At 55.4% G+C, this 13404-nt stretch carries 11 protein-coding genes and 6 pseudogenes; 7 read left to right on the top strand and 10 right to left on the bottom strand.

Going from position 1 to position 13404, the window contains the following annotated elements:
- Both ACEWFR_RS23465 and ACEWFR_RS23460 read left to right on the top strand, forming a co-directional pair.
- Nucleotides 1-168, top strand: a pseudogene (locus ACEWFR_RS23465) (IS200/IS605 family transposon protein TnpB); the annotation flags it as partial.
- Nucleotides 169-293: 125 nt separating this feature from the next.
- Nucleotides 294-443: a hypothetical protein gene (locus tag ACEWFR_RS23460; protein WP_374063302.1), complete on the top strand. Its 150-nt coding sequence runs from the start codon at nucleotides 294-296 to the stop codon at nucleotides 441-443.
- A 370-nt stretch (nucleotides 444-813) separates the two neighbouring features.
- On the opposite strand, the gene ACEWFR_RS23455 is transcribed toward ACEWFR_RS23460, so the two are convergent.
- From ACEWFR_RS23455 to ACEWFR_RS23440, 4 genes are all read right to left on the bottom strand, one after another.
- Nucleotides 814-2241 carry an orc1/cdc6 family replication initiation protein gene (locus tag ACEWFR_RS23455; protein WP_374063301.1) on the bottom strand — a complete coding sequence of 476 codons (1428 nt, stop codon included), beginning with the start codon at nucleotides 2239-2241 and terminating at the stop codon, nucleotides 814-816.
- A gap of 1805 nt (nucleotides 2242-4046) precedes the next feature.
- Nucleotides 4047-4625 (bottom strand): hypothetical protein, encoded by a 579-nt coding sequence (locus ACEWFR_RS23450; RefSeq protein WP_374063300.1) that lies wholly within the window; start codon nucleotides 4623-4625, stop codon nucleotides 4047-4049.
- Nucleotides 4626-4630: 5 nt separating this feature from the next.
- Nucleotides 4631-5521, bottom strand: coding sequence for an ABC transporter permease subunit (locus ACEWFR_RS23445; protein WP_374063299.1), 891 nt, complete (start codon nucleotides 5519-5521; stop codon nucleotides 4631-4633).
- On the bottom strand, nucleotides 5518-6474 hold the full coding sequence (locus ACEWFR_RS23440) for an ATP-binding cassette domain-containing protein (RefSeq protein ID WP_374063298.1): 957 nt from the start codon (nucleotides 6472-6474) through the stop codon (nucleotides 5518-5520). Before ACEWFR_RS23440 ends, ACEWFR_RS23445 begins: the two co-directional genes overlap by 4 nt.
- 582 nt (nucleotides 6475-7056) lie before the next feature.
- On the opposite strand from ACEWFR_RS23440, the pseudogene ACEWFR_RS23435 reads away from it, so the two are divergent.
- A pseudogene (locus ACEWFR_RS23435) lies at nucleotides 7057-7972 on the top strand (transcriptional regulator TrmB).
- A 12-nt stretch (nucleotides 7973-7984) separates the two neighbouring features.
- On the opposite strand, the pseudogene ACEWFR_RS23430 reads toward ACEWFR_RS23435, so the two are convergent.
- Nucleotides 7985-8262: pseudogene (locus tag ACEWFR_RS23430) on the bottom strand (zinc ribbon domain-containing protein); the annotation flags it as partial.
- A gap of 1 nt (nucleotide 8263) precedes the next feature.
- On the opposite strand from ACEWFR_RS23430, the pseudogene ACEWFR_RS23425 reads away from it, so the two are divergent.
- Nucleotides 8264-8502: pseudogene (locus ACEWFR_RS23425) on the top strand (hypothetical protein); the annotation flags it as partial.
- Between the two features lie 13 nt (nucleotides 8503-8515).
- Here the strand turns inward: ACEWFR_RS23425 and ACEWFR_RS23420 are convergent.
- The 3 genes and pseudogenes from ACEWFR_RS23420 to ACEWFR_RS23410 form a co-directional block, all read right to left on the bottom strand.
- A pseudogene (locus ACEWFR_RS23420) lies at nucleotides 8516-8924 on the bottom strand (hypothetical protein); the annotation flags it as partial.
- A 179-nt stretch (nucleotides 8925-9103) separates the two neighbouring features.
- Nucleotides 9104-9883 carry a hypothetical protein gene (locus tag ACEWFR_RS23415; protein ID WP_374063297.1) on the bottom strand — a complete coding sequence of 260 codons (780 nt, stop codon included), beginning with the start codon at nucleotides 9881-9883 and terminating at the stop codon, nucleotides 9104-9106.
- A gap of 120 nt (nucleotides 9884-10003) precedes the next feature.
- The gene (locus ACEWFR_RS23410) at nucleotides 10004-10972 is read right to left on the bottom strand and encodes a hypothetical protein (RefSeq protein ID WP_374063296.1); all 969 of its coding nucleotides are present in this window, start codon (nucleotides 10970-10972) and stop codon (nucleotides 10004-10006) included.
- A 56-nt stretch (nucleotides 10973-11028) separates the two neighbouring features.
- On the opposite strand from ACEWFR_RS23410, the gene ACEWFR_RS23405 reads away from it, so the two are divergent.
- Entirely contained in the window at nucleotides 11029-11421 is a 393-nt protein-coding gene (locus tag ACEWFR_RS23405; RefSeq protein ID WP_374063295.1) for a hypothetical protein, read from the top strand.
- Complete coding sequence (locus ACEWFR_RS23400) at nucleotides 11422-11610, top strand: hypothetical protein (RefSeq protein WP_374063294.1); 189 nt, start codon at nucleotides 11422-11424, stop codon at nucleotides 11608-11610.
- A 241-nt stretch (nucleotides 11611-11851) separates the two neighbouring features.
- On the opposite strand, the pseudogene ACEWFR_RS23395 reads toward ACEWFR_RS23400, so the two are convergent.
- Nucleotides 11852-12031 (bottom strand): annotated as a pseudogene (locus ACEWFR_RS23395) (hypothetical protein).
- Nucleotides 12032-12367: 336 nt separating this feature from the next.
- Complete coding sequence (locus ACEWFR_RS23390; protein WP_374063293.1) at nucleotides 12368-12583, bottom strand: hypothetical protein; 216 nt, start codon at nucleotides 12581-12583, stop codon at nucleotides 12368-12370.
- 125 nt (nucleotides 12584-12708) lie between these two features.
- Here ACEWFR_RS23390 and ACEWFR_RS23385 point away from each other — a divergent pair, with 125 nt between their 5' ends.
- On the top strand, nucleotides 12709-13038 hold the full coding sequence (locus tag ACEWFR_RS23385; protein WP_374063292.1) for a hypothetical protein: 330 nt from the start codon (nucleotides 12709-12711) through the stop codon (nucleotides 13036-13038).
- The last annotated feature ends 366 nt before the right edge of the window (nucleotides 13039-13404 follow it).

The raw sequence follows: 13404 nt of genomic DNA, 5'->3' as shown, positions 1-13404 counted from the left end.
CTGAGGCGGCACGAAACAGACGTAGCACGGCCGATGGCACGGCCTGTGTGCCTCAAGTGGGACAGTCACGAATGGCTGGAGTCACCACGCTCTCCCCGTCCCAACGAGGAGCACACAAACCCGCAAGTTGCCTCCGTGGTCGTTCGAGACGACGAAGTCGTCTCGTGATGACGAGAGAGCTTGCTCTCTCGAAGCAACTCGACATAGCCGAGACTCCCAGCGTGAGGAAACCCCGGCGTTCACGCCGGGGAGGATGTCATGCGTCCTCGACCGACGACGGGGCGTTCGAAGGCATGGCCCAAACGCTCTTCGAGCACGAACCGGTCGCAAGTACCGATAGCAAGGGCCATTGGATCGTCGCCTACGAGGGAACGACGTACGTCGCGATGCTCGATCTAGTCCAGTACGGAAGTCTGCGACGGGATATGCCGACGTCGTCGTAACCGGCGGAGTCCACGCCGAGCGCGACACGAACCAAGACCCGATCGGTGGCCGTTACGAGCAGCAGATGAATAGAAGGCATACATCAATTCCATCCTCGAAGGTTGTGGAATCCACCACAGAGACGACAGAGAACACTTCGATAGAGGTGTGTGGACACTTCGATAGAGGTGTGGTGATTACCGTACAGGATTGCAGTTCCTGAGAGATTCAATAGGTTATATACGGGATGATAACTGGAGAAGTACTCCAAACGTCGGTGTAGATACAGCTCCAGAAATTCCGTTCTACATACCCTCTCTCGAGCAATTACATATCGATAGAGGTGTGTGGTGTGTCATCCAAACGATGACTCTCGAGGGGGCCTGAAGCTCAGTTCTCGTTTCGAACCTGTGCTTTGACGACGGTCGATACTTCGTCCCCGGAGACCATGTCGATACGCGAATCCTCGCGAAGCGTTTCGAGGATCGTCTCGGGACGCTCGCCGAACTGGAACTCGAGGAACATACCCGAACTCGGTCCATGGCTTCGTCGTTCGAAGTCGACGAGGGAGTATGTCGTCATCTCCTTCATCTTGTTAACGTAGGTCTCCTGGTGATATTGGTCGGCCTCGATCGCGTCAGTGAGGAACTGATACACCCGGTAGCCGGTCGTGCTACGTGCGGATTCATCGTCCGTTTCGGCAGCGACAGCTGCCGTCGCATAGAGACAGAGCTTCTTCTGTGTGCTGATACCTCGAACGACCTCGAGGACGCGATTTTTCTCGACTTTGTCCTGCGCTTCACGAACGTGCGCTTCACGAACACCCTCGTCGCCTTCGCGTTCAGCGAGTTCACCGGCGACGCGCATTAGATCGATCGCTTTGCGAGCATCGCCGTGGGTCTGCGCTGCGAAGGCAGCCGCCAGCGGAATGACGTCCTCGTCGAGAACGTCGTCGTAGAAGGCGTCCTGTCGACGACGAAGAATCGACTGCAACTGATTCGCATCGTAATCGTCAAAGTGGACGTCTTCGGGGGTAAAAGAGCTCAGAGCCCGACTCCCCACGGACTCCATCATCTTCGTATCGTTAGAGATCGCGACGACTGAGACGTGCGCAGTGAGTTCATTATTTGCGCCGGCTCGAGACAGTTGATAGAGGAGGCGGGAGAACGCCGGCTCCTGTTTGTCCCGTCGACCGACGAGCATATCGAGTTCATCGAGGACGAACACTGCTGAATCGAAGTTCTCGTTGACGATCCGATAGAGTTCGTCCCACTTTTCCTTCGTCGCGACGCCGTGTTTCGGAACCTCGACCTCGACCAGAGCTTCATCCGCAGCGCGACTCGCTAGTTCATAGACTGCAACGCCAAGGGTGTCGAGATCCTGGCAGTTGACTTCGATCGTCCCGAAGCGGATGTCACGCGATTCGCAGATTGCGCTAATGTTCTTGCAGACGGCTTTAGTGATGAGAGATTTACCGGTCCCCGAGGGACCATAGAGAAAGAGATTCGGCGGACGGTTGTCACCGAGGGCGACGCGGAGCATCTTCGTAACCTCCTGGAGTTGTTCGTCGCGACCGACGATTCGATCCTCTTCGACGATGTGATTCGGATCGAGAAGCGACCGATCACGAATGAGTCCCTCTTGCTGATCGAACTCCAGCAACATATCCTCGATCGATTGTGAACCATTGGCCGACGGCGAGCTACTCGAGGATGAAGATATCTCAGGCGCTGAAGACTCGAATGAGGAAATGTCCTCCTCCATCGTTTCGTCCTTCGATGTCCCCGCCTCATCTCGAGGATCCTCGAAGTCATCCATACGGTGACCCATACAGGGTGGGACCAAAAGTGTTGCCCACCTTTGTCGATGTGTATTTCTCCGATTAGACGGATGATATCCGGCGATTTGCCCCGGTTGAGACGGCGAGCCCTCAAGGTAGTAAAAACGGCCGACGATGTGTTATGAGAGAGGGGAGTGTTGAGACAGACACCCCTCTATCGATGTGTTCGACGCCTCGAAGGGGAGGGGGTCGATTGACGGGGCCGAATGAGCGAGAGCGATGGTATCGCTAGATCTCGCGGAAGAGAGCTGATTGGTTAGCAAATCGGTGTAATTCATTCCAGTGTTTTTCTTTCTCTTCTTCTAGCTTTCTAGAACAACACTCACACACACCTCTATCGAAGTGTTCGATGTATTCTACGCCTCGATCATGAGATGCCTCAATTCTCTTCAAAAACAGTGAACAGTAAATGCCCCCTTTCAGGCCTTCTCTGTACGATTCTCCTCGGTTACCGGTCTCAACTCTTGGTTAGAAGCCTCGATTCTTCCAGCCACTCGTCGTTTTATCACTTCTACACCCACAGTGAGAACACATCGATAGAGGGGTGTCTGTGTCACCCTATCCCTGAGTATTTCTCAGTCAGAATCTCTCAGTCAGATTGTTTCTCCCCTTCGGAGAAAACACCGTCCAAAGCAACTATCCGAGACACACTTCGATAACGGTGTGTGTCCTGGCAGCTAATCCCGCCTACTCTCGAGAATTGACCTCTGAGATATATTTCACCGTTTGATCCGGTCTTCTCGAAGCGGTTCTTCGATGTGTAAGAGACCGTCTCTCAGGAACACATCGATAGAGGGGTGTCCGAACCCCCTTCTGTTTGACGTTTCCTTTGCAAGAACGATGCAACTAGCCAATTGATTGTTGAGTCCGATCAGAGATAGTCTTCACTGCTGCTTGCCTTCGTCCCGCCGATCCAAAATATGCGGCACGGCGGTCTCAATCGCGTCGATGGCCGAGTCTTTCTCAGAGGTCTGGCGACGCTACTCGACAGCCACACGGCGACGCGATATGATCCATCGGACCGCGTGTGTAGACCAGCATCACCGCTTTCCCACAATGCGGACACGACGGTAGCGACCAGTCTCCTTCCTCTTTTGACTGTCTCTTCTCGCTCATGGCCACCTCGAGCGGTGATTGTGGGGGTCGGCGGCTACTCGAGTGCGATACGACTGTCGTGCGGGACGTTTATATCCCGCCAGAAGTAAGCGAAACATGGCTTTCGAGCCTCTCGGCTGGAAGCCACGCTTCGGGTGTCTCTAGCACCCGGGGCATTTCAACGCATACCCCCGCGGCGGCGTGGAGCGCGGCTTCCATTTTGATTGGAGACAGCTAGTCACTTATAGTATTGGGATGTTTCCTTGTGAGAAATAGTGCGACACCAATCTCGCTCGGTAATTTCTCGCCGGTATTCTGCCTTCGTGCTACGATTATTCTGCCTTCGTGTTACGATTTATGTGCAATCAGGCGGCCACTGTCGGTGATGCCTGACTCTAAATACAGAGATGACTGTCCCATCGCTGCCGCACTGATTGAGTTCAACCTCTATAGTAGCCACTGAAACGATTCACACACTGATCGGACAGCTGTCGGTCGATCAGGTGTGCAATGACTTGCAGTGGCTACTATAGTACGAGCAGCTGAATTCCAAACTTGCTGAATATGCATGGGAGTTGGCTGCCACCCGTCTCACCGATCACGATAGCAGGCCTTCCAAGGCTGTCGACGAACTCGAGATAGGAATCTCAGGAGAATAGTTAGTCTGAGTAGAGAATTTCAAGACGGACTAAGTTGACTTTGAAGACAGGACATAGCCACCGATACCAAACGAGACAACTGCAAGGAGGGCAACCCCAAGGCGTAGCAGTTGCGGAGTCGAGCCGAGTGGAGGTGGTCCCTTTGAAATCTCCATCAAATCATAGCGCTGCGCTTGTTCGCGGCGCTGCTCATATTCTTCATCATTCTTGTTTGAGCCTCGATTGAACGGCTCATCTGCTGGTGGGAGAGTGGCATCATCCGGTCGTTCAATCGCAACAACCCCAGGCCGATGTTCCGGATTTTCACGTTGAAGTTGTGCACGTTCTCCACTAGTCATGTAGTCAAATTCAGGGGCTCCTTGTTCTGTCGAGACGCGATATTCGCCACCATTTTCGAGCGCTTGGACATACAATTCCTGCCCCCGCTCGGAGAGGTTATCGTAGTTAATAATCTCGACACCTTGCGCTTCGAGCTGATCTTGTCCATCAAAGGTTGAATCCGTCGTGTCGTGAGTGAGCATCGCCTGCACCGGGAAGAGGGCTGGCACAGTGAACAGGACGATTGCAAGGACAACGAACGCCGTCCCGAGTTTGTTGCGGTTCTTCATAGGAATCACTCTAAATCAGCTCGTTTGAACACCCAGAACCCAACGAGAAGTGGAACGACAAGCCAGAACGCCAAAATAACGAGTGAGAACTCATCAGTTAGGTATACCGGAAGGTCGAGGTCGACGTTGGTCGCCCGCATAGGTGTGTCTCCGTCCAAGTTCGTAGCGCTGTCACGGAACAATTGCTGTTCTAACCGATTGGGCACCACGAGATTAGTTGCTTTCCGATATGCGAGGAATGGACTCGTGTATTGGACGGCGTTATAGAAATCTGGATTGTTCTCCATTCCTAGTATCGACGTGTGTATTCCCCGAACCACGGTTTTGACCTGGATCACAGGGAACACGTAGAGAATGACCAAGACAAAATATGAAGCAAGTGCATTGGCGATAGCGCGGCTTCGAGAGGCTGCGGCTGCTGATACTGCGACGGCAATACTGACAAACACTGATCCGTAGATAATTGTCAATAGGAGAGTCCCGGCGATAACACCGAGAGGGAATACACCGTGTTTCGTCAGTGAAACACTACTGGCAGCGATATACATGAAGACAACACCTGATGCGACGATGGTTAGTCGGCTCAGAAGCTTTCCAGTGAAGACGTCCCGTCGGGTATTCGGCAGGGAAAGTAAGAACTTGATCCCGCCACCCTCACGCTCTCCCGCGATGGCCATGTACGTCGCAGTCAAAGCAATAATGGGTAGCAAGACCGCCAGTATCTGCGTCAACGTACGGAACATGCCTTGAACGGCCTCTACCTCGGTTTGTCTATAGGATCGGTTGACGTAGGCCAGTAACACGGCAATTAGGCCAAGTAGGACAGCAGCAGCCCAGAGTGACTTGGATCGCCGAGCTCCCTTAAAATCCTTTTTTGCGACAGTGAGCCAGCTCATACTGGTACCTCAGTGGACTCGGTGTCCGCCTCTTCCTGACCCATTCCGTCACGACCACCGCTGGTATACTGGTTGAACAGCTCTTCAAGCGATGTCTCATCGACAGAGATATCCACGACATCAGCCTGGTCGTCAACCTGTCTGACTACATCGGCCTTGACTGCTGGATCCGCACAGTACGCGGTCAGCGTTGTTCCCTCAATGAGTACCTCACTGACGTCGTTGAGATCGGCGACTGTATCTGTCGTCGGCTGCGTTGCACATTCCAGTTCGATGCTCTCACGGCCGCCTGCCTTCTTTCGGAGTTCCCCTATCGTGTCCATCGCTACAAGTTGCCCCTCACTCATGACGCCAACTCGATCGCAGACCGCTTCGACCTCCGAGAGAAGGTGACTCGAAAAGAACACGGTTGTTCCGTTATCAGCGCGCTCACGAATCAACGAGCGCATGCGTTGGATCCCATTGGGATCCAGTCCCGCGGAGGGTTCATCGAGGATGAGGAGATCGGGATCGTCGACCAGGGCCATTCCGAAGGCAAGACGCTGTTGCATTCCTGTGGAATAACTGGAAGCTTTCCGGGCAGCGTCGTCACGGATACCGACAGTATCGAGTATCTCGTCAGGATCATCATCAGCTGCTTTCGTCTCGATCGTCCACTCGATGTATTCACGGCCAGTCAAGTAATTGTCAAATGCGTATCCTTCCGGAAGAACACCGATCCGTTCGCGGATCGCGGCAGTTTCTTTTTGGGTATCCATTCCGAGGACCTGTGCAGATCCTTTCGTTGGCCGGATAAAATCGAGTAGCATGTTGATCGTTGTTGATTTTCCCGCCCCATTCGGACCGAGAAAACCGAATATTTCTCCTTTCTCAACAGAAAGGTTAAGATCATCAACAGCGACCACGTTATCGCCGAATTGTTTCGTCAATCCATTCGTCTGGATGGAGGGCATATTTCGGTTTCTACTGAACCACTATAGTGTCTAAATTCTTTCCGTTTCAATTGAATTTCATATGTGCCTGTATTTGGATGCCAAGATGGTCAGGGATCCCGTAAGGATCCCACCCTCCATAGCCGTGTTGCGTGCCAGCCGTCTCCACGGTGGTCGACGATTGCGTGTTTGTCCATTCAGGGTGTTCGGGACCAGGAACCTTCGGAACGCCCGGGCGCTCGAGAGGGCCCAAGAAGCCCATGTTGTCGTATAGATACCGCATTCGTTCGTGACTGTACGTGCGGTTTATCCGACAACGAGCGCAGTACTCGAACTTGTCGAACTCTTTCCAGACGTGATCGCAATCGGGGATCGGATCCTGCCAGAGGAAATCGGTCTCGTCGACGTCCTCGAGGTCACCTTTGCTGAAGCGGGAGAGAGCGAACGAGGATCTAATTCGAATGCCGTCTCGAGTCAATCGAATATGAACTCCGTCTCCGTAAAATCACGAGGGTGTGCCCAGTAGACACTGTACTTGCACTCGAGGACATCATCGACGCTGACACAACGGGCGAGATGGAGCCGGTCTTTCTTCCGGCCGTCATCAGAGACCGTGATGATGACCTGGATCTCCTCTTCAACAATTTAGACGAGCTCGCGGCGAAACTCGACCACAGCGAAAGCTACCTCTCTCGTGCCGTCGGGGACCTCCTCGAGAAGGGGCTCGTCTACACGGAACGCGACGGCCGCCGAAAGCGGGTCGTCCCGTCAGATGCTTGCGCCGTCGAACTCTATCAGGACCTCGTCCGCCAGCACTCCCATATCGACTTCCCCGAGCTGCTGACCGGCAAGGCACTCGAGGTGCTGTACTACTTTGACCAGCCGCGAACTGTCGCCGAGATCGCCGCGCAAAGCGGCAACTACCGTAACACGGTCAACCGCGTTCTCAAGCGGCTTCGCGAACGTGGTCTCGTCGGCACGGACGACGGTTGCTACAGCTTCAACGGCCACTTTGACCGACTCCACGAGTTCGCACGCGAGCTAGCCCACCATCTCCACCGACAACGCCTCGAAGCGGTCGCACCGAACGGAACGATTCTCTGGGAGGATCACGATGAATTCCTCGCCCAGACTGAGACGGAGGTCAATGCAGAGTATTTCCACGAAACCGGCCTCGCTCGGTTCGCGGCGTTCGACCTCCAGTTTCTGCTGACCCGCCACCGCTACTACCTCTACTCCGAGGATGTAGAGGACATCTCGCCGGCGGAACTCTACTGTCACATGCTGCTGATCGACGACGACTCCCGCCACCGCTCGTACTGTCTTCTACTGCTCAGCCACGTCGACGTCGACAGGGACGACCTACGAGAGCGAGCGGCGAAGTATGGCCTCGAAGACGAAATCGACGCCTTGCTCCGCTATCTCGAGACGCACGGCGAGGTCGACGACGACCGGTTTCCGGAGTGGGACGAGTTCCAGGAAGCTGGCGGCTGAGTACGAGGTGCCACTACCACAGTAAGCTCACTACGGCCTAGAGGCCGTTGTGTTCACCGTGGACTCCCGCTCTGGCCGAATCCGGTAGGGGCTTGACCCCGTTCGCGTTCAACATCCCGGTGTTTAAGCGCACACCTACGGGTACACCTCTCTCGCCCCGGTTTGGTTGTGAAGGAGTCGATAACCGACATTCTTTGCGGCGTTGTAGTCTACGTGGTTCTCGTACTCGCAGGACTGGCAGCAGAACGTGTCCTGTGCCGGGCGGTTGTCCTCGTGTGTGAACCCGCAAGATGAACACCGTCTGGACGTGTTCTTCTTGGTCGAACTCGAGGAGCGGTACGGGGTGACCACACCCATCGAGGACCGCGTCCAAGAGTTGACGAACCGATACTACCGTGGGCTCGAAGTCCTCCAGGCACTTGACAAACCGATGAACGTCGACGAACTGGCCGCTGAGCTTGGACTGGACATCGATGAGGTCCGAACAGGGTCGCGTATCTTGTGGAATTCGACCGGATACGCCAAGAAGACGATACAGCCAGTCCGGTGGAGTAGCCAGGTCGCTTCCTTACTCAGAGGGAAGGCGACCATCTGGGCGGGGAACACGTCTTCGTTTGGTTTCGTGATCCACCCGGCGCATATGCTTGCAGCCACCTTCGGGTGTTCGCTGCTGCCAGTCGGGACACGACTCGCCGATGACATCGACTTCGTATCGGCTTCCGGATGCGGACTGCACCTCGTATCGACCACCTTTCGAGAGTAGTGAGACGTCTATCGCTTCGTTGACGGCGCTGGGTGCGTGGCTCAATGCCGTCCTGTGGTTGTGGTTCATAGTCGACGACCAGTCGGTCACGGACATCGTCGGTTCGGCCACCGTCCGGGGCGACGGCTTCCCCAGGGTCAGCGAGCCGCTTGTGGAGAAACTCCTCGACCGGATGGCCTCCCAGTAAGAGGTAGTGTACTCCGCGACGCTCGCGATCGTGGATCAGCATCAGTGCGAGATCGGCATCGTTCTCCTGATTACGAACCTCGACAAGCGACTGACGTCGATTGCGGAATCCGATTCAGAGAAGAGCGTTCGCTCGGCGGCCACACGGGTCGTCGATCAAATGATGCAAAATCAGTCGGGTTGAGGAGTTGTCCTGGCGATCAGAGACTATTCCCAAACGTTCTCGTATTCGCAGACTGCCTGGAAGTAACTCTGATCGTCGACGACGGTACGGGGAATCGTCCCGCCATCGAAATTGCGGAGATGACCGAGGTGAATCGGAAAGTGACCAGTCGAGGGATCGTCTTCACGACTGGTCGCGACGAGGCGACGATTGACAAGTCGAAGCGTCGCAGTATCATCGTTTTCTTCGGCACGTTGTTTCCACGACGCTACCGCATTTCGTACCTGACTCTCTTTATTTGGTGCGATATCATCATTGGGGACGTTGATCCATATGTGTCCATTTTCGGTAATATAGAGGCGGCCGGCTGTACCACGATACCGTTCGTACGCCTCGACGAGTTCCTGATGATCAAAGGCCGACTCGAATCGATAATCTCGCCACGTCCAGATAAGCGAACCGTCGTGAGAGACACTCCAACGCTCTCCGTGGTTGAACGGAAAGCCGAGCCAGACGCGGACTTTGTCCTTACTCGGTGCCATTGGGTCTGATTCGACGATGTCGAAATCAATCGTTCCATCGAGTTTTCCAACGTACGCTGGAATCCAGCCACTATCGGCGGGCGCCTGATCGACGTGTTTGTAGTCGTCAGCCGGGACTTTCGTGATGACTTCGTTGCCGGCTGTAACGCGGATACTACCGTACCCACCTTCTTTGCCTATGAGAGCAAGTTTCCGCCAGAGACCATCGGGAACCTCAGTGTAGATACTGAGATCTCGCTGTTCCCATTTCAGCACGGGATCGTCGAAGTCTTCGTCGGACACGAGACTGTATTTCGAACCCCGATAGGCAGACGGCCACGGTTGACCGGGTTCGATGGTAACGGATCTGCCGTCGGCGAGCGGTACCGTCGTCTCGACTTCTTCGAGTGCTGGAGTCATGAGTTACAGATCCTCTAGATATTTGTCGAACGCCTCGTAGTCGCCGTCTTCATCTGGATCTGCATATAGCGTCCCAGTCTCGCCAGCCGGCGACTGCTCACCGCCAAGGAGGTCATTTTCCGTCGTTTTCGGTTCTCTCTTCGTCACTTCGGATCCCTCCCCTCCATCGAGTGGACCGTCCATATTGGATTCGTGAAAGGTAAGGGTGATTCCCCGGTCGACTTCGAACGGATCTTCCGTCTGACGCGGTTCGGGTATCGAAGGGGAATCGACGAGGTCGTCGAGTGGCCCGTCGTGATCTTCACCGTCCTCGAGGAGCGTTCCGACGACTCGAGGCGAAAGTGCAGTCCGGCGGAGCCAGGTGTCGACTTGACTACCGTTAAAGAGTCGAACGCCATTCTCCGAGGCGAGTTCTGATGCACGATCGCTGAACGAACCGTTCGTGACGACGACGAGTTCTGATGGGGCACGCGTATCCTTGATCCGAATTGGTCCGTCGATAACCGCATCGACGTGTTCGGTCCCAACGTGTTCGCCCGTCATCGGGACCGTCCGGAGGCCAACGGTCATCTGCTGGCGATGCCAGTAGAGGTCGAGCGCTATTTCCTGGTTTCCTGCTGGGCGGACGGTATTACCCTCGAATTGCTCAAGTGTGAGCCCGACGATACGCGCAAGTTCGCGGCGCGACAGGTACTCGAGATCGTCAGTGTCAAGGACACGTGCGGGGGGATCCCGTGGCGTTGCATCGGTTGAGGGCGCTTGCGATAACGGTAGGTTCCCAGCTTCTGTATTTCGGTCTGGTGTTGCATCGACGATTGCTTCGATGCGATGTTTCGGTAGGTCTTCGAGTTCGGTCTTTGAGAGCGTACTGACGATTTGGTCTCGGTCCTCTCCTACTTCCTGTGCATTTCGGATCGAGGTGCCGATGTCTCCCTCGACGTACCAGGGCGGCGTATAGCGCTGTCGGCTCATCGCCACACCTCCGTGAGCCGAGCGACGAGTCCAGTGCTACGGCGGTCTACGATGGATTGATCGTCTCGATCGACGACGATTATCTCATCAGACCTGAGCAGGCGCTTGCCGCGGATGATGATGAAGCGATTATTCTTGGCGCTGTGAACTCTTCTGAAACCGGGGAGTTTCGACCGAATACCGGTGGGCATACTGGTCCTCTCGAGACTGCGGCAGGTCTCACATTCTCCGTCCTGAATTGCGTCCGTCGCGACGCGCTGCCGGCAGATCCGACACTCCTCGCGGTGATCATCACAGACCGATTTCCCGGACACTGGATCTACCGTGGCGTGATCAGAACACAGTCGTTCGTCAGCGACACCACACGTCTCGAGGTGGCCTTGGCAGTGGAGTTCCGCGTCATCATCGGCGTCCGAGTCCGCCTCTTGGCAGTGATTGCAGGGGAATAGGTGGACGGGACAGTGGAGCATATCGTCGTCGACGCAGCTCTCCACGTGGACTCGAGTGGGGGGCGCCCAGACGGTGTCGACGCGCCGGAAGCAGCCGGCTTCGAATCGGGGACGTATCTCATCTATAACTGGCGGCTGTCGTTCGCCAGCTACCAAGATCGCTGGCGTGTCGAACTCGAAGAAGAGTAGCTACCCGAGCTCGGCGGGATCTGAATGGGTCAGTAGGACGGTTCCAACACACTTGGAATCGGAGCGGAATTGATATAGAACTGGCCTGACATATTCACTGTCGCGTTCCCACCGCGCGACACGATCCAATCAGCATCCAACCCTACTGGACCTTGTCCCTATTCCGTCCGGCGGCTATCCCCCTGCGCCCATCCGGGCGGCCTTTTGAGGTTTCTCGAGGCGATTATACGCTTAGCGATAGTTACCCGATCTCGAGCGCGTCGACGGCCTCGGCAGGTCCAATATCGTGATCGACGAGGCGATCGGCAGCCAGCTGCTAGGCGTGCTCGGCGAGTTCGGAATCGGCATCCTCGTTGTGAACGCTAAACTCGGTCAGTTCGACGGCGATCAAGAGACCTTCGCGACGATTGGTGAGAGACATCGCCGGCGTTGGCCGCGGCTCCGTATATAAATTCTCGCGTCACAGAAACGCCGACAGGGGATGTCAGCGTTGAGCCCCCATCCAACGTCAATGGGTATCGACTTGGGTGGGTCCGAGATCAGGTTTGACAATTTGGCTATTGGCTTCACGTCGGAACGTGATCCGATCTCGGAAGACGAGGGACCGTATGTCTCGGGTCGGGCGGATTCTGTCGGGCAACGACTGAACCCATTCCCCCTCGTCACCATCATGTTGAGTCCGTTTTTGAATAACTCTATTGGCCAGATAAGTTGGTAACAACGATGTTACCAGCGGATGAACGGAAGAGAATCCTCGTTACTCGTCGGCCGATTCGTCGTTGTCATCCTCGTCCAGATCCCGTTCTTCCTGGGCGACATCGGTAGCCGGCCAGTCCTCCCGCTGATACTCTTCGGCGTGTTCGGTGTTGACGTGCTCGAGGAGTTCGGCTGTACCGCCGGCCGTAAAGTCGCAGTCGTCGGGCGATGGACACTCGTAGATCCGAACGCTGGAGTGGCCGTCTGAGTCAGTCATCTCCGAGTAGTTTGTCGTGGGTCCTCTTGAGTTTCTGGAACTGGTCGTCGTGGTTATAGAGTGGAATCGGAAGAATCGGAACCGGCTCGGCCAGCTCTAAGAGGTGTCGTGACCGTTCTCTGGGTATGCACGAGGAGGAACAGAATCGACGCGTCATTAGATACGAGCTCGGGAAGCGACTCCTGGAGCTCCGTGACGGTGACGTGGGGCCGATGGTTGAGGCGCTCGCCACGCCGTTCGAGGGAAATCTCGTTGCATTACGCGAGCGTGGCCGCGAGGCAGTGGTCTACCGATCAAACGAGTTCTTCGCGATGGGGGCAACGCTCGATACCTACAAGATCAAGACTGATGGCACTCAGGTCTACGGCGGACGGGTCGAGAACGATGTCGATCTCGAGGACTGGCTAGAAGTGCACTGCGACGAACTCGACTGGGTACATCACGAGTGGCGGTAGTCGCTACTCGATCTCACGCTCTTCAAGAACGTTGACGATGTCCTCCGTGTGTAGGTGGACACGTCGAAACACAACCCTGTCGCTGTCTGTATAGAGTCGTTCCTGCTCCAGCGTTTCTCGTCGCGACGTAGTCGGATGACGCTTTTCTCACTCGATCGTAATCGACCAGTCGCCGTTGCCAACAATACTGATCCAGGCGACGCCTTCGTCTCGAAACGCCCTTGTCGTCTCCAATTCGCCATTATCGTTGACCGGGACGTCCCAGTGACCATCCAAAGTGATCGAGTGGACCGAGAAAACACCACTTCCCCTATGCGTCGCGTGAACTTCTGCATCGCTGTGGATACGCTTTTAAAACTGAGGGCT

The sequence above is a fragment of the Natrinema sp. H-ect4 genome, from assembly GCF_041894845.1.
Taxonomy (GTDB): domain Archaea; phylum Halobacteriota; class Halobacteria; order Halobacteriales; family Natrialbaceae; genus Natrinema.
Note: the sequence above shows the minus strand (reverse complement) of the source record. Positions and strands in the feature narration are given on the sequence as shown.

What these genes read in the sequence shown, in the direction of transcription:
- ACEWFR_RS23460 (WP_374063302.1), top strand. Translation starts at nt 294, where the DNA reads ATGGCCCAAACGCTCTTCGAGCACGAACCGGTCGCAAGTACCGATAGC.
- ACEWFR_RS23455 (WP_374063301.1), bottom strand. Translation starts at nt 2,241, where the DNA reads ATGGATGACTTCGAGGATCCTCGAGATGAGGCGGGGACATCGAAGGAC.
- ACEWFR_RS23450 (WP_374063300.1), bottom strand. Translation starts at nt 4,625, where the DNA reads ATGAAGAACCGCAACAAACTCGGGACGGCGTTCGTTGTCCTTGCAATC.
- ACEWFR_RS23445 (WP_374063299.1), bottom strand. Translation starts at nt 5,521, where the DNA reads ATGAGCTGGCTCACTGTCGCAAAAAAGGATTTTAAGGGAGCTCGGCGA.
- ACEWFR_RS23440 (WP_374063298.1), bottom strand. Translation starts at nt 6,474, where the DNA reads ATGCCCTCCATCCAGACGAATGGATTGACGAAACAATTCGGCGATAAC.
- ACEWFR_RS23410 (WP_374063296.1), bottom strand. Translation starts at nt 10,972, where the DNA reads ATGAGCCGACAGCGCTATACGCCGCCCTGGTACGTCGAGGGAGACATC.
- ACEWFR_RS23390 (WP_374063293.1), bottom strand. Translation starts at nt 12,583, where the DNA reads ATGACTGACTCAGACGGCCACTCCAGCGTTCGGATCTACGAGTGTCCA.
- ACEWFR_RS23385 (WP_374063292.1), top strand. Translation starts at nt 12,709, where the DNA reads ATGCACGAGGAGGAACAGAATCGACGCGTCATTAGATACGAGCTCGGG.